10 protein-coding genes and 1 tRNA gene are annotated in these 22,775 nt (G+C 39.8%); 7 read left to right on the top strand and 4 right to left on the bottom strand.

What is annotated here, in order from left to right; genetic code table 11:
- Positions 1 to 202: 202 nt before the first annotated feature.
- Together GQO39_RS01675 and secB are read left to right on the top strand one after the other, a co-directional pair.
- The gene (locus GQO39_RS01675; RefSeq protein WP_156850674.1) at positions 203 to 709 is read left to right on the top strand and encodes an FxsA family protein; all 507 of its coding nucleotides are present in this window, start codon (positions 203 to 205) and stop codon (positions 707 to 709) included.
- A gap of 146 nt (positions 710 to 855) precedes the next feature.
- On the top strand, positions 856 to 1,338 hold the full coding sequence (secB, locus tag GQO39_RS01670; protein ID WP_156850673.1) for a protein-export chaperone SecB: 483 nt from the start codon (positions 856 to 858) through the stop codon (positions 1,336 to 1,338).
- 52 nt (positions 1,339 to 1,390) lie between these two features.
- On the opposite strand, the gene GQO39_RS01665 is transcribed toward secB, so the two are convergent.
- Positions 1,391 to 3,688 carry an NADP-dependent malic enzyme gene (locus tag GQO39_RS01665; protein WP_156850672.1) on the bottom strand — a complete coding sequence of 766 codons (2,298 nt, stop codon included), beginning with the start codon at positions 3,686 to 3,688 and terminating at the stop codon, positions 1,391 to 1,393.
- Between the two features lie 206 nt (positions 3,689 to 3,894).
- Between GQO39_RS01665 and mutS the strand changes: the two genes are divergently transcribed.
- On the top strand, positions 3,895 to 6,639 hold the full coding sequence (gene mutS / locus GQO39_RS01660; protein WP_156850685.1) for a DNA mismatch repair protein MutS: 2,745 nt from the start codon (positions 3,895 to 3,897) through the stop codon (positions 6,637 to 6,639).
- A 216-nt stretch (positions 6,640 to 6,855) separates the two neighbouring features.
- Here the strand turns inward: mutS and ilvD are convergent, their stop codons facing one another.
- The 3 genes from ilvD to GQO39_RS01645 form a co-directional block, all read right to left on the bottom strand.
- On the bottom strand, positions 6,856 to 8,694 hold the full coding sequence (ilvD, locus tag GQO39_RS01655; RefSeq protein WP_156850671.1) for a dihydroxy-acid dehydratase: 1,839 nt from the start codon (positions 8,692 to 8,694) through the stop codon (positions 6,856 to 6,858).
- Between the two features lie 646 nt (positions 8,695 to 9,340).
- A tRNA-Ala gene (locus GQO39_RS01650) sits at positions 9,341 to 9,416 on the bottom strand.
- 123 nt (positions 9,417 to 9,539) lie between these two features.
- Entirely contained in the window at positions 9,540 to 9,920 is a 381-nt protein-coding gene (locus GQO39_RS01645) for a TIGR02300 family protein (RefSeq protein ID WP_007552344.1), read from the bottom strand.
- A 187-nt stretch (positions 9,921 to 10,107) separates the two neighbouring features.
- On the opposite strand from GQO39_RS01645, the gene aroA reads away from it, so the two are divergent.
- From aroA to GQO39_RS01625, 4 genes are all read left to right on the top strand, one after another.
- A complete protein-coding gene (gene aroA, locus GQO39_RS01640; RefSeq protein WP_156850670.1) occupies positions 10,108 to 11,436 on the top strand; it encodes a 3-phosphoshikimate 1-carboxyvinyltransferase in 1,329 nt (442 codons plus the stop codon).
- Entirely contained in the window at positions 11,433 to 12,080 is a 648-nt protein-coding gene (cmk, locus tag GQO39_RS01635) for a (d)CMP kinase (RefSeq protein ID WP_156850669.1), read from the top strand. The genes aroA and cmk overlap by 4 nt, the downstream gene beginning before the upstream one ends.
- Before the next feature lie 135 nt (positions 12,081 to 12,215).
- Entirely contained in the window at positions 12,216 to 13,916 is a 1,701-nt protein-coding gene (gene rpsA, locus GQO39_RS01630; protein WP_156850668.1) for a 30S ribosomal protein S1, read from the top strand.
- A gap of 234 nt (positions 13,917 to 14,150) precedes the next feature.
- Positions 14,151 to 22,727 (top strand): glycoside hydrolase family 94 protein, encoded by an 8,577-nt coding sequence (locus tag GQO39_RS01625; protein WP_156850667.1) that lies wholly within the window; start codon positions 14,151 to 14,153, stop codon positions 22,725 to 22,727.
- The last annotated feature ends 48 nt before the right edge of the window (positions 22,728 to 22,775 follow it).

Genomic DNA, 22,775 nt, shown 5'->3' with positions numbered 1-22,775 from the left:
GGAGCTGTCAATCTCCAAACTTAAACTGATCTGTAATAAACATCGCTGTCAATATCATTTATTAATAAACATGTAAAATAGGGAATCTACTATTCAAATATTTTTATAGCATCTTATGTATTTTTATAGCCTTTATTCAGGTATGTTTAAAAGAATAGCTCTTATAATTTTCTACCCTAAAAATTGAGAAGGGAATTTTTATGTGATAAACTCTTACCCTATAAATCCTCGCTTTTTTATCATTATTCTCCTCAGCGTTCTCTTGATTGAAATCGCTGGTTTTATCTTTGTCGGAAAAGAAATTGGAATTCTAGCAACTCTGAGTTTGGTTGTTTTCACAACAATCGCTGGAGTCATTTTGCTGCGAATTCAAGGCGTTAGCATTTTAAAAAATATACAACGTGAAATTATTCAAGGGCATACAGTAGAGAATAATATCATCAATGATGCCTTCATCATTCTTAGTGCGATTTTGCTTATTCTTCCCGGCTTTGTAAGTGATATTTTGGGAATATTACTTCTTATTAAGCCCATCCGTTCTACTATCTGGCATTTCTTTTCATCATTTAGAAACAAAATAAACACCCATACTAAAAATAAAACCAATGCTCAAAATGATTCTGAAAAAATAATTGATCTTAAAGCAGAAGATTACAAAATCTATGATACCACAGAATCTCCATGGCGTAAAAATGATGACAATCATTGAAATGCCTAAAAAATCTGTAATGGACGTAAAAAATAATCAAGACAAGGGAAGCATTCCTTGCAACCTTTTGTAAGGCATGATAACCACCTTGATTTTTAGATCTAAAATAGAAATATACATAATTAATAAAATGAGAGGTTTGTAGTATGGCCGAAAGTGAAGTAAATAACTGTGGTGGAGAGCCAATTTTTGCTGTATTAACTCAATATTTGAAAGATTTCTCATTTGAGAACCCAAAGGCTCCTCGTTCACTACGTCCACGTGATAAGGCACCACAAATTGATATCAATATTAATGTCAATGCTAATCCAATTGGTGATGACAATTATGATGTTGTTTTATCCCTCTCCGTCAAAGCCAATGATGACGCTGAAACGTTGTTTCATGTGGAACTGATTTACGGTGGTGTTTTTCATATTCAAAATATTCCACAAGAACATGTTATGCCTCTTGTTTTTATTGAATGTCCGCGCCTTTTGTTTCCATTTGCTCGGCAAATCATCTCTGATGCTACCCAAAATGGTGGTTTTCCACCTCTGTGGATTGATCCGATTGATTTTGCAGCATTATTTCAAAAGCGTATTGCTGAAGAACAAAAAGACAATCAGAGTCACGCACAATCATCTTAAAAATTTGTTTTTCATTATCAAAAAGGCCCTGAAATATCAGAGGCCTTTATTTTTATAACTTTTTCGCATGATAAGCCGCTAGCATTGCGATATTGACAACATCCGTATCGTTTCCACTAAACGGTACAATTTGAACAGATTTTTCCAATCCAATCAAAATAGGCCCAATAATGGTTGCTTCACCAAGCTCTTGCAACATTTTGCTAGCAATGGAAGAGGCATGATATCCAGGCATTACCAAAATATTAGCTGGTTCCGTTAACCCCATAAAGGGATATTGCTGCATCAATTTCAAATTGAGCGCTACATCTGCACTTATTTCTCCATCAAATTCAAAATTAACTTTGCGTTTATGCAACACGTTAACAGCATCCTGAATTTGCTGCGTAACTTGTCCTTTCATATAACCAAAAGTAGAAAATGCTACAAATGCTACTCTTGGTTGATATCCAAATTCTCTAACAAAAGAAGCTGTCTGTTCTGCTATATCAGCAAGTTCTTCAGCGTTAGGAGCCTCATAAATAGCCGTATCGGCAATAAACACTGCTCTGCCACGGCAAATAGCCATTGAAATACCAATCAACCGTTCCTTGGGTTTCTCATCAATCACTCGGCGTAGATCAATCAATGCTGTTTCATAATTGCGCGTCACCCCTGTAACCATTGCATCAGCATCCCCTAATGCTACCATACACGCAGAAAAATAATTGCGATCATTATTGACACGGCGATGACAATCACGCAATAACCAACCTTGGCGTTGCATCTTTTTATAAAGATAATTCGCATAAGCGTCCGTGCGACAAGAAAGCTTAGCGTTCATAATAGAAATACCTTCACGCTCAAGATCAATGCCAGCAATAGCAGCAGTTTCTCTCACTTGTTCTTCACGACCAATCAAAATTGCTTGTCCTAGTTTTTGATGAACATAAGAAACAGCTGCCCGCATTACTTGCTCTTCTTCACCTTCTGCAAAGACAATTTGTTTGGGCGCTTGACGAACATGATTATAAACTCCACGCATCACAGAAGAAGTGGGATCACGTCTTGCCCTCAAATCACGCTCATAAGCCTCTAAATCATCAATATGTTTTTGCGCAACACCGCTTTCCATTGCCGCTTTTGCCACTGCCATTGAAACAACCGTGAACAAGCGCGGATCAAAAGGAACAGGGATGATATAATTTGGACCAAATTTTAACCGCTTTCCACGATAAGCCTCCGCAACACTGTCAGGTACTTCCTCATGAGCTAAGCCCGCAAGTGCCCTTGCTGCAGCAATCTTCATATCTTCATTGATAACCGTCGCATGCACATCAAGCGCACCACGAAATATATAGGGAAAACAAAGAACATTATTAATCTGGTTTGGATAATCTGAACGACCTGTTGCTACAATGGCATCACCACGCACTTGCATAACTTCTTCTGGCGTAATTTCTGGATCAGGGTTAGCCATAGCAAAAATGATCGGTTGTGGTGCCATCGACTTTACCATTTCAGGAGTAATAGCGCCTTTAGCAGAAACCCCGAAAAACATGTCAGCGCCTTCCATTGCCTCAGCAAGTGTACGCTTATCTGTTCGAATGGCATGAGCAGACTTCCACTGATTCATTCTCTCTTCACGACCTTCATAGACAACACCCTTCGTATCACATAAAATAATATTTTCAGGTCGAAATCCCATCACTTTAATCAGTTCAATACAAGCAATCCCAGCAGCACCAGCACCATTACAAACTAACCGAGTATTTTGCATATCGCGCCCCGTTAAAGATAAGGCGTTGAGCACACCGGCAGCCACAATAATCGCTGTACCGTGTTGATCATCGTGAAAAACAGGAATATTCATAACTTCACGTAAGCGGCTTTCAATCATAAAACACTCTGGTGCTTTAATGTCTTCAAGATTGATACCACCAAAAGAGGGCTCCAAATGACGCACTAAATTGATAAAACTCTCTGGATCATTAGTATCAACTTCCAGATCAATAGAATCAATATCTGCAAAGCGTTTAAAAAGCACTGCTTTGCCTTCCATCACCGGCTTAGATGCAAGCGCACCTAAATTGCCCAAACCCAAGATAGCTGTTCCATTTGAAATAACAGCAACAAGATTGCCTTTTGCCGTATAGTCATAAGCCAACACTGGATTTTGCGCAATTGCTTTAACCGGAACAGCAACACCTGGCGAATAAGCAAGTGCTAAATCATGCTGCGTTGCCATAGGTTTGGTAGCAATAATTTCGAGCTTTCCAGGCTGACCACGACTATGAAAATCAAGGGCTTCTTGCTCACTGGCATTATAAACCATTTGAGGCATTTTCTGATCCTGCTCTCTTTTTTTCATCTCACTTAATTTTCTCCAAAAACAGTGTAAATTCTGCTTGATAATACATGTCATTATACGATTTTAAAATTTGATTCATATACCATAAATCACTATGCTTGCTTTAATGAACCTGTTCATGCGTTCAATTGAGAGATAATGAAGATAAACATTGAAGTAAACAAAAAATGGCGTCAAAGCCTCACTTGAAAAAACGAGCGCGTAAAATGGATAAGAAAACTAACCATAAAAACAATTTAATCCCACAACCTACGTCCTCATCTGCTCCCCACCAAGAACGTCTCACACCTATGATGGAGCAATATATAGAAATCAAAGCAGTTAATAGCGATTCCCTTCTCTTTTATAGGATGGGTGATTTCTATGAACTATTTTTTAATGATGCGGTTGAAGCTGCTCAAACTTTAGGAATCACACTCACAACACGTGGCAAACATTTGGGTGAAGATATTCCTATGTGCGGTGTACCCGTTCACGCTGCAGATGATTACTTGCAAAAATTGATCGCCTGCGGTTATCGTGTTGCTGTTTGTGAACAAACAGAAGATCCTGCAGAAGCAAAAAAACGTGGTTCAAAATCCGTTGTTCGACGCAATGTGGTTCGCCTTGTTACCCCTGGAACTATAACAGAAGAAAAGCTTCTTGATCCAACGCGTGCAAATTATCTGATGACACTTGCCCGTATCAAAACCAGTGACGGAGAAGATTTTGCCCTTTCTTGGATTGATATCTCAACAGGTATATTTCGTGTAACAGAAAGCCGCCATGAAAAACTTTTGACAGACATTATGCGTGTGGACCCACAAGAAATCATTGTTGCTGACTCTTTTTTTCATGATAAATCCCACAAGTCACTTTTTAATGTTCTCGATCGCATTGTTTCACCTCAACCCGCTAATCTCTTTGATACAATTACCGCTGAACGTGATATTTGTAGTTATTTTAAACTCTTAACCCTTGAGGGTGTTGCCGATTATTCACGCACCGAACTCTCCGCTATTGCCGCTGCTATTCGTTATATCGAAAAAACGCAAATCACGCATCGCCCTCCTCTCATGCGCCCTGAACGCCAAAATGAAAGCGCTACTCTTTTCATTGATGCAGCAACTAGGCTGAGTCTTGAGCTTATCCGAACCACATCAGGTCAACGAGATGGAAGCTTACTAAAAGCTATTGATCGTACTGTAACAGGTGGTGGATCACGCCTTCTCGTCGATCGCCTCATTGCTCCTCTCACCACACCTTCAGCTATTGAGTATCGTCTAGATTCGATCTCCTTTTTTCTACGCAATACATCCCTTGCAGAAGCTGTAAAGCTCATTTTAAAAGGGGGAACAGATATGCCACGCGCAGTTTCTCGGTTAGCTCTTGGACGGGGAGGTCCTCGTGATATGGCCGCAATACTACGCGGTTTTGAAATCATTCGTGAACTTCATCAACTTCTTAACGATGCATTGCCTCCTCAAGAAATAAGCGACGTACAGCAGGTTTTCTCTCACTTACCTACTGCTTTGCACTTTCATTTAGAACAAGCACTAGCCGATGATCTTCCATTGCTTAAACGTGATGGTGGTTTTATTCGTCCTAAGTATCATAAAGAACTGGATGAAATGCGTGCTTTACGTGATGAATCTCGTCGTGTCATTGCTGAACTTCAGGCACAATATGCCCAAGAAACAGATATTAAAACACTCAAAATCAAGCACAACAACATCCTAGGCTACTTTATTGAAGTAACCAGCATACAAGCTCCTGCGCTTACAAACAGTCCACAAGCAAAAGCCCGTTTTATCCATAGGCAAACGATGGCAAATGCTATGCGCTTTACCACAACAGAGCTCGCTGACCTTGAAAGCCGTATCGCTCACGCTGCCAACCACGCATTAACAATTGAATTGGAAATCTTTGATATCCTTGTTAATGAAATTATTGAACAGGTTGATTTCATCCGTAAAGCTGCTGAAGCTCTTGCTGTTTTGGATGTATCTGTGGCGTTAGCACATCTCGCTGAAGAACAAGGATATTGTCGTCCTGTAATTGATCATTCACTTACCTTTCATATTACCGCTGGGCGCCATCCTGTCGTCGAGCAAGCATTACGAAAGCAAGCAGTAGAACCTTTTGTTGCCAACAATTGTGATCTCTCCCCCCAAGAAGGTCATCAATATGCGGCAATTTGGCTTTTGACAGGTCCAAATATGGGAGGAAAATCAACTTTTTTACGGCAAAATGCTCTCATAGCCATTATGGCGCAAATGGGCTCCTTTGTCCCTGCAACTTCAGCCCACATCGGCGTTGTTGACCGCTTATTTAGTCGTGTTGGTGCTTCTGATGATCTTGCACGGGGGCGTTCAACCTTCATGATGGAAATGGTCGAAACAGCAACAATTCTTAATCATGCAAGTCACCATTCCCTCGTTATTCTTGATGAAATTGGACGAGGAACATCAACTTTTGATGGACTTTCCATTGCTTGGGCAGCTGTTGAATATCTTCATGAAGTTAACCATTGTCGTGCCATTCTTGCCACACATTTTCATGAAATGACAGCCCTTACCCAAAAACTTAATCGTCTTCATAATGTAACCATGAAAGTCAAAAATTGGAATGGTGATGTGGTTTTTCTTCACGAAGTCACGCCAGGAGCTGCTGATCGATCCTACGGCGTACAAGTGGCAAAGCTTGCTGGACTTCCCGCGGAAGTTATTACCCGTGCTACAAATGTTCTGCACCAATTAGAACAAAGCGAAATGGCTGAAAAAGGACATAAATTAATTGACGACTTACCTCTGTTTTCTCTTAAAACAGTATCTTCTATAAATGAAAAAACACACAAACATTGCATAATTCATGAAGCTTTAGAAAATATTCATCCCGATGAACTTTCTCCTAAGCAAGCTTTAGAAGCGCTTTATTGCCTTAAACAACTTGAGAAAAATACTTCCCTATAGGAAATCTTAAACAAAACACTTTTTCATAACTATTCTTCACGCATAGCGATCATTCATAGTATTATTTTTATTTCTTTTTATACCAAATGTATCTTGGTAAGCATAATGCATAGACAACAAAAGCCTATGCATGGTATTTCTTAAGATCAATTCTTAGCTCTCAGATAAAAAAATCTCTAAAAACCCTAGCTTTCACAAGATGAACTCTTCATCTCATCAAACATTACGAACTGCTCCCTTAGCAGCAGACGTCGTCATAGCTGCATATGCTTTGAGAGCCTTTGAGATTTTACGCTTACGCTCTTCAACTGGTTGCCAAGCTGCTTGTTTTTTTGCTTCCATTTTGCCATGACGATGCATCATCTCAACGTCATCGACTACCATGTGAATGGTACGATTAGGAATATCTATTTTTATAATATCTCCCTCTTCTACCAAAGCAATTGCTCCTCCTTCAGCAGCTTCTGGTGAAACATGTCCTATCGAGAGCCCTGAAGTTCCCCCCGAAAAACGACCATCCGTTATAAGTGCACAAACTTTTTCTAATCCTTTAGATTTGAGATAGCTCGTGGGATAGAGCATTTCTTGCATTCCAGGACCACCACGTGGACCTTCATAACGAATTACAACAATATCACCTGATTTAATTTTATTATTCAAAATCGCTGAAACAGCTGAATCTTGACTTTCAAAAATTCTTGCTGGACCTTTAAAAGTTAAAATTGATTGATCAACACCTGCTGTTTTTACAATACAGCCATCTTTTGCAAGATTTCCATAAAGAACTGCCAATCCTCCATCTTGAGAATACGCATGTTCATTATCGCGAATCACACCTTTTTCACGATCAAGATCTAGAGTTTCATAGCGGCAAAATTGACTAAAAGCTGTCTGAGTTAGAATACCTCCTGGAGCTGCACGATAAAATTCATGGATCGTTGGTTCATTGGTTTGCTTCACATCCCAACGACTAAGAGCTTCTTTCATCGTTTTTGCGTGCACCGTATAAGCAGATGTATCAATAAGTCCAGCTGCATCTAATTCTCCTAAAAGTCCCATAATACCACCAGCGCGGTGTACATCTTCCATATGAACATTCGCTACAGAAGGTGCAACTTTGCATAAAACGGGAACACGGCGCGAAAGGCGATCAATATCCGTCATAGTAAAATCCACCTCACCTTCTTGCGCCGCAGCTAAAATATGCAAAACAGTATTGGTTGACCCTCCCATAGCAATATCCACAGTCATTGCATTTTCAAAAGCTTTGCGCGCAGCAATAGAACGCGGCAAAACTGTTTCGTCGCCTTTTTCATAATAACGCTTAGCCAAGGTAACAATCTGTCGTCCAGCTTCTTCAAAAAGTATCCGACGATCTGCATGTGTTGCTAGCATCGTTCCATTTCCTGGAAGAGAAAGCCCTAATGCCTCGGTCAGGCAATTCATAGAATTAGCAGTAAACATTCCTGAACAAGAACCACATGTAGGACAAGCAGCACGTTCCATTTCAGCAACTTCTTCTTCCGAATTATGCTCTGAAGCCGCTGCAATCATAGCATCAACTAAATCAACCGTAAGATCTTGGTTTTTCCATTTAATCTTACCCGCTTCCATGGGACCACCTGAAACAAAGATTGTTGGAATATTTAAGCGTAAAGAAGCCATCAGCATGCCAGGTGTGATCTTGTCACAATTAGAAATACAGACAAGTGCGTCAGCACAATGAGCATTGACCATATATTCAACAGAATCAGCAATAATTTCACGGGAAGGCAGAGAATAAAGCATTCCATCATGACCCATGGCAATTCCATCATCTACAGCAATTGTGTTAAATTCCTTCGCAACACCACCAGCAACAGCTATTTCTTGTGCCACTAGTTGCCCAAGATCTTTTAAATGGACATGCCCTGGTACAAATTGTGTAAAAGAATTCGCAATCGCAATAATGGGTTTACCAAAATCAGTCTCTTTCATCCCTGTTGCACGCCAAAGACTGCGAGCCCCTGCCATATTTCGCCCATGAGTCGATATCCTTGAACGGTAAGAAGGCATTATTTTTTTCCCCTCAAATAATTCCATTTTCTCTGTTGTGCTGCAAGCCAGTCTTAAAGACAAGAACTCTTACGTGAAAAAGAGAAAAATGCCTCTATCGGGATAATTAAATCACAAAATTAAAGCTACGCATAGACCCATTCGAGAGCCATTGTTCATAATACAATAAGGATCTCCAATAATATTGTTTTTAAGAAAAATGATCTCTATCATTTGTAGAATTGCGAATACCTGCCTCTTGGCTGTATAAACCTTTAAGAGTGAAGCAATGTTGAAATAGGCATTTACCTAGTCATGGGAAAGGTTGGTTCATCCTATAACACAACCTTTATCGGTGATAACTTTCTAATCTAAAAGCTTTTTATTTTCTATACTTTTATCACGAATGCTAAACAGCTCGTGTTTTTGTCTACACCAGAAGAATATCACCAACCTGTTTTTTCGTTTTTATTACAATAAATCCTATGAATACTATAAACGAACAAACATAGTGAACAATTTTGAAGAAGCACCTTATGAAATCATTGAAAAATACAAGTAGAAGTTACATTGAAGCAATTTCTATGGAAAGCATCGTTCTTCTCAATCAGAGTACAAAGTGTTTTTATAAATTGCCACTGCTTTATTAACCAATTTTTTATCTTTTTGGTGGAGCTAAGCGGGATCGAACCGCTGACCTCTTGCATGCCATGCAAGCGCTCTCCCAGCTGAGCTATAGCCCCACATAAAGACAGATTTCTTCCCTAAAAGAATAGCAAAAAACATTAGAGAAATTTTGTAGAACGATAAAAATCGAAGATCAAGAAGATTTTGCATTCAATGAAAAGAATGCCCTCTCACTCTTTTTAAGAATCATCATTGTTAGAAACACCACCTCCGAGAATATCGGCAACGTCATCATCCTCATCGTCTTCATCGTGAGACAAAAACGTATCATCGTCATCACCGAGATCCACATCACTATCTTCTAAATCAGGAAGATCATCATCTTTAGAATCGTCACCATCCTCTTCAAGAAGCATAAAGGCAGATTTTTCAAGTGCTGTATCAAGCTCTTCCGTATCAACTTCTTCTTCACTACTTGCTTCAGCTGCTGCAACCTCAAAATAAGAACGCGGATAAGAAATTCCTGTATAAGGCGACACAATAGGGTCGCGATTAAGATCATAAAACTTTTTTCCCGTTTCTGGATCAATACGCTTAGTTCCAAGATCCTGTTTTGCCATAAACCATGCCTCTTTGTTTAATTGTAATTCCGTGAAAAGATAAATTTCATGGTGCTTAATCAAAAAATAATGTCTTTGTCAAAGATAAAAACATAGTGCCACATGGATTTCTTCATGACGCCTTTTAAAGCATGTGCTAAAAGGAGCGTAATTTAACAAAACGCAGACAAGATTAAATAGAATTTCTATGCAAAAAGCAATACCCATAACCGCCTACAAATCTGCCAGTCTTTCTGGTAAAATTAAAATACCAGGAGATAAATCAATCTCCCATCGATCTCTTATATTGGGAGGGTTAGCAAGTGGTGAAACACACATTCATGGACTTCTTGAAAGTGATGACGTTCTCAATACAGCTGCTGCTATGCAAGCTATAGGCGCTTGTATTATTAGGAAAAACGGTCTCTGGATCATTCGTGGAACAGGAAATGGTTGCCTTTTAGAAGCACAAAGCCCTTTAGATTTTGGGAACTCTGGAACAGGTGCACGCCTCGTTATGGGAATGGTGGGCCCTTATCATATGAAAACAACCTTTGTCGGTGATACCTCTCTCTCCAAACGCCCTATGGGGCGTATTCTCGATCCACTGCGTTTAATGGGTGTTGAAATCGAAGCAACACATGGCAACGGTCTCCCTTTAACGCTTTATGGACCAAAAATGGCTAACCCGATTCGCTATCGTCTACCAATGGCTTCCGCCCAAGTTAAATCAGCAATCCTCCTTGCTGGACTCAATACCGCCGGCACTACAACTGTTATCGAGCCCATTCTCACACGAGATCATACAGAAAAAATGTTAAAAGCTTTTGGTGCTGAACTTGAGATAGAAACAGATGCTGAAGGTACGCGTTTTATTCATCTTAATGGCCAACCACACCTTACTGGACAAATTCTTGATATCCCAGGTGATCCCTCTTCTGCGGCTTTTCCGCTTATTGCCGCCCTCCTTGTGGAAGGCTCTGATATCACCATTGAAAATGTTCTTATAAACGACTCTCGAATGGGGCTTATCAAAACCTTATGGGAAATGGGAGCTCAAATTGAGCTTTTGAACCAACGCCAAACAGGTGGAGAGGATGTTGCTGATCTGCTAGTACGATCATCAATGCTAAAAGGCGTAACTGTGCCTAAAGAACGCGCTCCGTCAATGATTGATGAATATCCCGCTTTAGCGGTAGCCGCAGCTTTTTCTGAAGGCAAAACAGTCATGCTAGGAATTGAAGAATTACGCGTTAAAGAATCAGATCGACTATCTGCACTTGCGCAAGGGCTAAAAATGAATCACGTAGAATGCGAAGAAGGTAAAGATTTTCTCATTGTTCACGGAAAAAACTCCGCAAAAGGACTAGGTGGTGGACACGTCACCACACATCTTGATCACAGAATTGCTATGTGTTTTCTTGTCTTTGGGCTGGCATCAGAAAAACCCGTTACTATTGATGATAAACAGATGATCGCTACCAGCTTTCCAGAATTTATCCCTTTCATAAAACGACTTGGGGGGAAAATCGCTTGAAACCTTTTGTTATTGCAATTGATGGACCGGCAGCTTCAGGGAAAGGAACATTAGCACGAAAAATTGCTACACATTATCTTCTTCGTCATCTCGATACTGGTCTTACTTATCGCGGTGTTGCCCAAGCACTTCTACAACAAAAATTGGCTCTCGATGATGAAAAAAGTGCTCTTGCTTGTGCCACAGAACTTGATTTTAATACTTTAAATCCAGCCCTTCTTTCTTCTCATGAACTTGGTGAAGCCGCTTCAAAAATAGCACTGATCCCTACTGTACGCGAAATTCTTGTCGCTAAACAACGTAACTTTTCTAAAATTTTGCCTGGTAGTGTGCTTGATGGGCGTGATATCGGCACTGTCGTCTGTCCCAATGCCGATATTAAGCTTTATGTTCTAGCCAATGTTCAAACACGTGCAAAACGCCGCTATCAGGAGATTTTAAAAATAGGAGCCAAAGCAGATTACCATGAAATCCTAGCTCAACTTGAACAACGCGACAAGCGCGATATAACCCGTAGACACAGCCCGCTCAAACCAGCAAAAAACGCCCACTTGCTTGATACGTCAGAATTGAGTATAGAAGCAACATTTGCAATTGCATGCACTTTTATTGATCCGGTCATAAAAACGCGTATAATTGGATGATGTCGTCAAGGTAATTTCCGGCCAAGCGCTAATCTTTCTTCCTGTATTAAGGAAAAAGGCAGGAAGTTACCGTGTATTAACACTAACCTAGCGCTTATACCTTTTGCAATTATAAGGTATGTATCAGGAGTTCTTATGTCACAATACAATCCTACAACAGCGGATTTCGAAGCTCTTTTAATGGAATCCTTTCAAACCAATGATCTTAATGAAGGATCCGTTGTTAAAGGCCGTGTCATTGCAATCGAAAAAGATATGGCCATTATTGATGCTGGACTTAAAGTCGAAGGACGTATTCCACTCAAAGAATTTGGAGCTAAAGGAAAAGACGGTTCTTTACAAGTTGGTGATGAAGTTGAAGTTTATATTGAGCGCATTGAAAATGCGATGGGTGAAGCTATTTTATCGCGTGAAAAAGCACGGCGTGAAGAGAGCTGGATTCGTTTGGAAGAAAAATTCAATGCCGGTGCACGTGTCGATGGAGTTATCTTTAGCCAAGTAAAAGGAGGATTTACAGTTGATCTCGATGGTGCTGTTGCTTTCTTGCCTCGTAGCCAAGTTGATATTCGCCCCATTCGTGATGTTTCACCTCTCATGCATAATTCTCAATCCTTTGAAATTTTAAAAATGGATCGTCGTCGTGGTAATATTGTTGTCTCACGTCGTACCGTTTTAGAGGAAAGTCGCGCAGAGCAACGTTCAGAAATTGTTCAAAATCTCGAAGAAAACCAAATCGTTGAAGGTGTTGTTAAAAATATTACCGATTATGGTGCCTTTGTTGATCTTGGTGGAATTGATGGTCTCTTACACGTCACCGATATGGCATGGCGGCGTGTTAACCATCCCTCTGAAGTTCTGACAATTGGTCAAACGATTAAAGTCCAAATCATTCGCATCAATCAAGATACACACCGTATCTCTCTTGGCATGAAACAGCTTGAAAGTGATCCTTGGGAAAGCATCAGCGCTCGATATCCGGTTGGTAAAAAAATTACTGGTGCTGTTACCAACATTACTGATTACGGTGGTTTTGTTGAAATCGAGCCAGGAATCGAAGGATTAATCCATGTTTCCGAAATGAGTTGGACAAAGAAAAATATCCACCCAGGAAAACTTCTCTCCACATCACAAGAAGTAGAAGTAGTTGTTCTTGAAATTGATCCATCTAAACGTCGTATTTCTCTTGGCTTGAAGCAAACATTTGAAAATCCATGGGTTGCTTTTGCCAATAAATTTCCTGTTAACTCGCAGATTGAAGGAGAGGTTAAAAATAAAACAGAGTTTGGCCTCTTTATTGGCCTTGAAGGTGATGTTGACGGTATGGTTCATCTCTCTGATCTTGATTGGAATCGTCCTGGTGAACAAGTCATTGATACTTACAATAAAGGTGATATCGTTAAAGCAGTGGTCCTTGATGTTGATGTTGAAAAAGAACGTATTTCTCTTGGAATTAAACAACTTTCCAGCGATAAAGTTGGAGAAGCAGCGGCCTCTGGTGAACTTCGCAAAGGTGCTGTGGTGACATGTGAAGTTACTGCAGTGAATGATAATGGCGTTGATGTAAAATTAATTGACCACAATCTTGAAACAACCATTCGTCGTGCTGACTTGGCTCGTGATCGTGATGAGCAGCGCCCTGAACGTTTCGCAATTGGTCAGAGATTTGATGCCCGCATCACAGCATTCGATAAAAAAACACGTAAGCTTTCAGTTTCTATCAAAGCTTTAGAAATTGCAGAAGAAAAGGAAGCTGTTGCTCAATATGGGTCAACAGATTCAGGCGCTTCTCTTGGCGATATTCTTGGTGCAGCTTTGAAAAAACAAGAGCAAGATTAATTATTAAAACATTTAAACAGTTGTTAAAATTAAGGTCGCCTGTTTTCGGCGACCTTTTTTGTTTTTCAAAGAAATTGTCTGTTTATTTCTTAAATTGTAGGCTTAAAAATAGCAAATACTCTCAAAGAAAAGCAAAAAGTTCGTTTTTTTTCTTTGAACTGCTCATTATTAAGATAAAGTGTTCACAGCCTATTAAACATAAAGAAACCGCGTAATTGAATAACAAAGAATATTATGGCACACACAATATCTTTCATGAAATGTTTTTTTTCTCAACAAACAGAACATCTCTATCTTACTGAAACTAACTTTCCTATTCGCTCAACTTATAAACCGCAGAATGAACTTTATAAATTAGGCTATGATATAGCTTCGAAAAGAGAAATCTCGTTTCCTGAATATAAAGGAGAAAATAATTTTCACAAAAGGTTGAAGGAAAATGCCAAACTCATTCTCCACGCCTTTCATACCAGCGATGTTGCCGCTCGTAATGATGAAACTATTGCACCCTCTGCTCAATGGCTCATTGATAATCATTATACCATTGACAAAACTATACAACAACTGCGCCGTGACTTATCCAAGTCCTTCATCAAGCAACTTCCCCTTTATAAACAAAAGGCAGACATACCACGTATTTTTGCTTTAGCTTGGCTTTATATTGCTCACACAGATAGCGAATTTTCACAAGAAACACTCACAGCTATAATCAAGGGATTCCAAAAAATTTGCGCCCTTAAAATTGGTGAGTTATGGGCACTCCCTTCTGTTATGCAAATGCTGTTGATTGAGAATGTTCGTCGTCTTTCATTACGTATTGAACAAACACGGTATATGCGTCATCTCGCGCATAAAGTAGCTGATAAAATTTCTCTCGCAGACAATGAAACAAAATTACATTCTCTTTTTATGCAATATAAACCATTCACTGCCGATTCAACCTTTTCAGCGCATTTATTCTACCGTTTACGTGGTGCATCTATCGATGCAACAACAGCACTCACCTGGCTTGAAAAGCAACTACAGAACCAAAACAGTAGCTTAGAAATTGCAACAACCAATGAACATACCAGACAAGCTTCAGATGGTGTAACCATGGGCAACATTGTCCGTTCCCTTAAAGCCATTGATGGTATTGATTGGACAATATGGTTTGAAACAGTTAGTTCTGTAGACTCTATTTTGCATGAAAACAGTGATTTTTCCGAAATTGATCCTCACTCACGCAATATCTATCGGCAAGTAATTGAGAAAATTGCGCGCTTTTCACCTCTCAATGAGCTGGAAGTTGCACGCAAAGCTGTAGAAATGGCATCTTTTTCCTCTAAAGAGTCCTTTCATTATAATAATCCCTCCGTTGGCTGGTATCTCGTCGATGAAGGACGACATATTCTTGAAAAGGCTTGTGGATACACCCCACCCCTTTTCATAAAATGGACCAAAGTTCTTTATTGTTCAAAAATAAAAATTATTGCAATTCCTGTTTCTCTTTTAACCTTCGCTCTTTTATTTATTGTCTACGCTTTTTTAAAGACATCTGGCACAACACCATGGATAACATTTCTCTTTACCGCATTGGCGCTTTTTCCTGCTATGGATGCAGCTTTTGCTTTCTTTAACACTTTTGTTTCATGGTTTATCCCATCAAAACAGCTCATTGGTTATGAATATAAAGAAGGTATTCCAAAACATGCACGTACAATGGTCGTCGTTCCTACTTTCATCACATCATGCGATTATATTGATGAACAGGTGCGCAATCTTGAAATACACTACCTTTCCAATTCAAAAGGTGCCATCCACTTTGCACTCATCACAGATTGGATAGATTCTTCCTTCGAACAAACGCAAGATGATCTTGATTTATTGCACTATGCACAAAGGAGTATTGATAAACTCAATCACCGTTATCATCGTGATGATATTCCCCTCTTTTTCCTTTTACACCGCCGGCGCCTTTATAATACTAGCGAAAAATGCTGGATGGGATGGGAACGCAAGCGTGGTAAACTTCATGAACTTAATCTGCTATTAAGAGGTGATAAAAACACAAGCTTTTACCCCTCCAATCCACACCTTCCCATGGATTGTCGTTTTGTGATGACCCTAGATTCAGATACACGTCTCACCCCTGACAGTGTTACAAAACTCGTTGGAAAACTTAACCATCCGCTCAACTATCCCATTTTTGATCCACACAATGGAAAAGTTGTAAAAGGTTATAGCATTTTGCAACCGCGTATTACACCTTCTCTTACAACAGAAAAAGCAACATCGGTTCTACAACGGTTTTTTTCTACAAATCGTGGTATTGATCCTTATGTCTTTGCTGTTTCTGACACTTATCAAGATCTTTTGGGAGAAGGAACTTTCATTGGCAAAGGTCTTTATAATATTGATGCATTTCAACAAGCGCTTAAGGATAAAATTAAAGAAAATACTGTCCTTAGTCACGACCTCTTGGAAGGAGGATATGCACGCACTGCATTAGTAAGTAACGTAGAAGTGATTGAAGATTATCCAACAGCTTATAATGTTGATGTTGCGCGTCATCACCGCTGGATTCGCGGTGATTGGCAACTCTTGCCTTATCTCTTGCCCCCCCATAAAATTAGCTCCATTACGCGTTGGAAAATGCAAGATAATCTGCGCCGTTCTCTTACACCACTTATGTGGTTGATCGCAGCAGTTACAGGATGGTCTCTTTTACCGTTTAAAATAGCAATTATTTGGCAAACATTCTTGCTACTTAGCCTCTTCGTCTCACCAATTTTAGGCGTATTACAAATTTTTGTTCCCTCAAATATTGATTATTCTTTGCGCGAATATCTTCAATTAATTTTGAACAAAAGTACTTTTACGCTAACAAATATATTTCTTAGAACCACGTTCATTGCTCATTCTGCTTATTTTATGACTGATGCAATTGTTCGCACACTTTATCGTATGGGGATTTCAAAACAGCACCTCCTTGAATGGAAAACCTCAACCTCAATCAAAACAATGCCTAATAGTTTGGGTTTCTATATCCTTACAATGTGGCCCACGTCGCTCATTGGTATTCTTGCCATAGCAGTGCCTTTCTCCTTTCATAATCTTACAAGCTTTATTGCTTTACCCTTTGGACTCGCATGGTTTTTTTCACCTTTGATTGCATGGATTGTTAGTCAACCCTCAACATTTGAAGATACTCTTCATATATCTTCAGGGGATAACAAAACTCTGCGATGCATTGCACGACGGACATGGCTTTATTATGCAACCTTTGTCAATGCGCAAAACAATTATTTACCACCCGATAATTTTCAAGAAGATCCAGAACCTCTTGTTGCCAAACGTACATCCCCTACGAATATTGGAGTTTATCTGCTTTCTATTATCGCTGCTCGTGATTTTGGTTGGATTAGTTTTAAAGAGGCTATTACGCGCGTCGAATATACATTACGCTCTCTTGCAAAAATGGAAAAATTCCGTGGTCATCTCTACAATTGGTATGAAACGGATACACTCAAACCTCTCTTGCCAACTTATGTGTCAACTGTTGATTCAGGAAATCTTGCCGGCCATTTGGTGACACTCTCTTCAGCCTTAAGTGAATGGGCTAAAAAACCCCATGTTTTTTTTCAAAGTGATCGAGCAGGCTTACGTGATGTTAATGCTATTCTTGAAGAAACTGTAAAAGAGATCCCAGATAATCAATATATTTTACATCCCCTACGTCAACGAATCGAAGAGTATATCACTAATTTTCACCACTTTATCAATGTTTTCAGCAAAAAACCAGATACGACCACTTTCCACACCACTAATCTTTCTCTCGCAGCCCGTAATATTTTATCCTTAATAGAAGAACTCGATCAAAAAATCCAAACAATAGAATCCGCTCGTGCACTCTCTTGGGCCAAATGTCTTGTAGAAACCTGTGAAGCCTATCATCATGACGCTACTGGTAACTATGACAATGAAAAACTACGTAAAAAATTAAACACTTTAGCTGTAAAGGCACGACAAATAGCCTTTGATATGAAATTTGACTTTTTAGAACAACCTAAAAGGCATCTTTTGTCCATTGGATATCGTGTTCAGGAAAACAAACTCGATGAAAGTTGTTATGACCTGCTGGCTTCAGAAGCGCGCCTTGCAAGCCTTTTTGCCATTGCGAAAGGCGATATAAAAATTAAACATTGGTTCCATCTTGGCCGACTCCTCGTCCCCATTGGTTGGAAGGGGGCGCTTTTATCATGGTCTGGCTCCATGTTCGAATATCTCATGCCATCTCTCGTTATGTGCGAACCTTTAGGATCTCTTTTAGATCAAACTAATAGGCTTATTATTCGTCATCAAATACAATACGCCCATAAACGGAAATTACCTTGGGGCATTTCAGAAGCTGCATTTAATGCTCGCGATCACTTAATGAATTACCAATATGCTAATTTTGGTGCTCCAAACCTCGGACTCCAACGTGGTCTCTCACGCAATGCTGTTATTGCCCCCTATGCTAGCCTTTTAGCAGCACAATACGTACCTCGCCAAGCTGTAACTAATTTAAAACGGCTGCGTGATCTTGGTGCTTTAGGTACATACGGTTATTATGACTCTGTTGACTTCACCCCTTCACGCGTGCAAACAGGAAAAAAATATGCTGTTGTGCGTAATTATTATGCGCACCATCATGGCATGTCCATTCTTGCCATTAACAATGTTATTTTTCAAGGGCGGATGCGTGATCGTTTTCACCGTGATCCAGTCATTGAAGCTGTACAATTATTATTACAGGAAAGAGCTCCGCATCAAATTCCCATCATTCATACCAAAGTTATGAATCACATGCGCAGTAACCCTCGAGAACTTGACGGCATCCCTTTGCGTATTATCACTAACCCGCTGCTCAAACCACGTGAAACTTTGCTCTTATCCAATGGTTTTTATTCTACAATGTTGACAGCCAATGGTTCTGGTTACAGCCGTTGGCATAATTATGCAATTACGCACTTTATTCCTGATACGACAGAAGATCAACAAGGTACTTTATTTTTCCTACGTGATACACATAGTGGACGTTGGTGGTCTGTTACTGGTGAACCGACACGCGTTGTTGAAGAAGAAGCGATCTGCATTTTTACAGATGAGAAAGCTGAATACACGAAAATGGTTGATGGTATCAAATCAACACTTGAATGTCTTATTACATCTGAAGGATGCGGCGAAGGCAGACGTATTCAACTTATGAATATAACAAACAAAGATCGTCTCATTGAAGTAACCTCTTATGGCGAACTAGCACTTGCAACAATGGACACGGACTGCGCTCATCCTGTTTTTTCTCGGATGTTTATAGAAACAGAAATTACTGAGGAAGGAAGAACGATTTTTGCTAAAAGGCGTAAACGTTCGCCTAGTGACCCTGAGATTCATATTGCCCATTTTGTTACAGATACAACAGGTACTATCCAAGAAACAGAAGCTGAAACTGATCGCTCCCTATTTATTGGTCGGGGGCGATCCATTCATCGACCTGCTGCATTTGATCAAAACGCCCGTTTTAACAATAGTCAAGGTTGTGTTCTTGATCCAATCATCTCTCTCCGATGCCATATAAAAATCCCAGCACATGAAAAAGCAGAACTTATTTTTTGGACTTTTGCTGCCAATACAAAAGAAGCACTGCACAATCATATTCATCATTATCGACAACCTCATATATTCCAGCAAGAATTTTCAATGGCATGGACACGTTCACAGGTCTCGCTGTATCAGAGTAACATCAATCTTAGAGAAGCTATTACATATCAAAAATATGCAACACCGCTTATCTATCCCAATCCCAAATGGGGTCTTTCTTCAAAAATATTAGCGAAAACTCTTGGTAAACAATCTGATCTTTGGCCAATGTCTCTTTCAGGAGACTACCCTATCTGTCTTCTTAGATTAGATAATAAGGGAGACATAACTGTCTTGCGCGAACTGCTTAAGGCACATGAATATTGGTGCATGCGCGGGCTTATTGTTGACCTGGTCATTCTCAATGAACAGGCATGTTCTTATATACAAGATACGCAACGTGCTGTTGAATGGGTATGCGAATCTTATCGTCACCATACTTATGACACAGATGAACACCAACATATTTTCACGCTTCAACGTAATCAAATGAATGAACAGAGTCTTAAGACACTTCTTGCATCAGCACGCATCATTCTTGATGCCCAAAATGGCTCTTTGTCTGAACAGCTCAAACGACTTGATGAGAGTGATTTCGATCTTACAACCCGCATGATTCATCAAGAATCTCACTATCAATTAAACTACAAAAAATACGACGAGGGAAGACAAGTTACGACACAAACTAAACAAAGCCTTTTTGCTTCCATTGGTCTTATCAGTCATCAAAAAGATTCTATTCTCCCTGTTGATGGACAAGACCTACAATATTGGAATGGTTATGGCGGGTTTGACCAGCATAACTATTATGTGATACGTCTTCATGGACACACCACCACACCACATCCGTGGATTAACGTCATTGCTAATCACAACTTTGGCTTCCATGTTTCTGCTGAAGGTGCACTTTTTACTTGGGCCAACAATAGCCGCGATTATCAATTAACCCCTTGGAGTAATGATCCCATTTCTAACCGTCCAGGGGAGGCAATTTACTTGGTAGACCGCTTATCTTTAAAACGTTTCTCACCCGTTTCTGCCGTTGAATGTGATGAAAATGTTATCTATGAAGCTTGCCATGGTTTTGGATTCTCAACCTTTAAATCCACACATTCAGAAATCAAATTAGAACTTACCCACACACTTGATCAAGAAAAATCTGTTCGCCTTTCACGTCTCATCCTTAAAAATGAGGGAAAAAAACCGCGATATTTGCGTCTTTACAATTATGTTGAATGGGTGTTGGGCAATGTCCGTACAAAATATGCACCCTTTATCCTCGCTTCTTATGATTCCAAACGTGGTGCACATTTTATTCAAAATCCTTATCATATTGAAAAATCTCAACACGTAGCGTTTTTATCCGCATCCGAAATACCATCTAGCACCACCACCAATCGCGCTGAGTTTATCGGTTCAACAGGAACAGTTATACATCCTCACGCAATCCGTAAAGCTGGAGCCCTTTCAAATACAGTTGAAACAGGATGTGATCCTTGTTCAGCATTAGCTTATGATATTGATCTTCTCCCAGGGCAAACGAAAGAAATCACTTTCTATCTTGGCAGCGCGGAAAATAGACAAGAGGCTGAAAAATTACTAGACAAAATACATGCGCGTGATTTTGAAATTCTGCTCACACAACAAAAACAACAATGGAGCGATTTTGTTTCTCCCCTCCAAGTAAAAACACCTGATCCCTCTTTTGATATTATGGTCAATCATTGGCTCCCTTATCAAATCTACGCTTGTCGCATGATGGCGCGCGCAGCTTTTTATCAAGCCAGTGGTGCATTTGGCTTTCGCGACCAATTGCAAGATAGCTTGTCTTTATTATTGCTAGAATCGAACCTAGCACGTGAACAATTGTTAAATGCTGCAGCGCATCAATTTCTTGAAGGTGATGTACAGCATTGGTGGTTCCCTCACACAAATGCAGGTGTTCGCACACATATTTCTGATGATATCGTCTGGCTTGCTTATGGAACAGCTCTTTATGTCAACACGACTGGTGACTACACATTTCTCGATACTCCAATCGCTTTCATTGAAGGAGCTGCTCTCAACGATGGACAACATGATGCTTATTTTCAACCCACACAATCCTCAAAAATTGCAACGGTTTATGAACATTGTGCTTTAGCTTTAGATCTTGCCATCAAGCGCTGTGGACAACATGGACTTCCTCTTATTCTCGGCGGTGATTGGAATGATGGCATGAATTTAGTAGGCATTGAAGGAAAAGGCGAAAGCACTTGGTTAGGGTGGTTTCTTGGAACCACACTACAAGAATTCATCCCCCTTGCTAAAATCCGTGGTGATAACAATCATATGCAAGCATGGAGTACACACCTTGAACGTTTGACGAACGCTCTAGAAGACCACTGTTGGGATGGTGCTTGGTATCGACGAGGTTATTTTGATGATGGGACCCCTCTTGGCTCTAAAATGAATGATGAATGCCAAATTGATACTATTGCTCAATCTTGGGCTGTCATTTCTCAAATGGCATCTCTTGAACGTCAAAAACAAGCAATGGCATCCATGCTTGAACATCTGTGTGATGAAGACGGCGGCCTTATACGTCTTTTCTGGCCACCTTTTAATAGAAGTATTCTCGAACCTGGTTATATTAAAGGCTATCCTCCTGGAATACGAGAAAATGGTGGTCAATACACACATGGAGCTATTTGGAGCATTTTAGCGCTTGCTGAAATGGGTGAAAGAGACAAAGCCTATAATTTGTTCTCTATGATCAATCCCATTACTCATGGGCAAAATCCTGAAACTTATCGTGTTGAACCTTATGTTATGTCCGCAGATATTTACGCTACCCAACCACGTCGTGGACAAGGTGGTTGGACATGGTATACAGGCTCAGCAGGCTGGTTCTACCGTGCCGCGATACAAAGCATTCTTGGGATTAATCGTAAAGCTAATCTATTATCTTTACGTCCTAATTTACCTCCCTTATGGCCAGAATATGAAGTAAAAATGAAATTTCATGATGCTGTTTATACCATTAAAGTAAAATTGGGATCTGAAAATACGCTCAGTGTTAATGATAAAAAATATGCTGATGTTCATGCAGAAATAAAGTTAAAAAAAACAGGAAAACATGAAATTATACGTACTGTTAAATCTTAAAAATAGAAAAGTGAAGAGAATTTTTTATTCTTGCCCAAAACTATAGAA

Origin of the sequence: Bartonella refiksaydamii (assembly GCF_902652675.1) — a bacterium.
Classification (GTDB): domain Bacteria; phylum Pseudomonadota; class Alphaproteobacteria; order Rhizobiales; family Rhizobiaceae; genus Bartonella; species Bartonella refiksaydamii.
The sequence above is the reverse complement of the archived record's forward strand: the minus strand, read 5'-3'. Positions and strand labels throughout refer to the sequence as shown.

Bases quoted from the DNA above. Each gene is read 5' to 3' on its own strand.
- secB (WP_156850673.1), top strand. From the start codon at position 856: ATGGCCGAAAGTGAAGTAAATAACTGTGGTGGAGAGCCAATTTTTGCT.
- ilvD (WP_156850671.1), bottom strand. From the start codon at position 8,694: ATGCCTTCTTACCGTTCAAGGATATCGACTCATGGGCGAAATATGGCA.
- GQO39_RS01645 (WP_007552344.1), bottom strand. From the start codon at position 9,920: ATGGCAAAACAGGATCTTGGAACTAAGCGTATTGATCCAGAAACGGGA.
- GQO39_RS01625 (WP_156850667.1), top strand. From the start codon at position 14,151: ATGGCACACACAATATCTTTCATGAAATGTTTTTTTTCTCAACAAACA.
- aroA (WP_156850670.1), top strand. From the start codon at position 10,108: ATGCAAAAAGCAATACCCATAACCGCCTACAAATCTGCCAGTCTTTCT.
- mutS (WP_156850685.1), top strand. From the start codon at position 3,895: ATGGATAAGAAAACTAACCATAAAAACAATTTAATCCCACAACCTACG.
- GQO39_RS01665 (WP_156850672.1), bottom strand. From the start codon at position 3,688: ATGAAAAAAAGAGAGCAGGATCAGAAAATGCCTCAAATGGTTTATAAT.
- rpsA (WP_156850668.1), top strand. From the start codon at position 12,216: ATGTCACAATACAATCCTACAACAGCGGATTTCGAAGCTCTTTTAATG.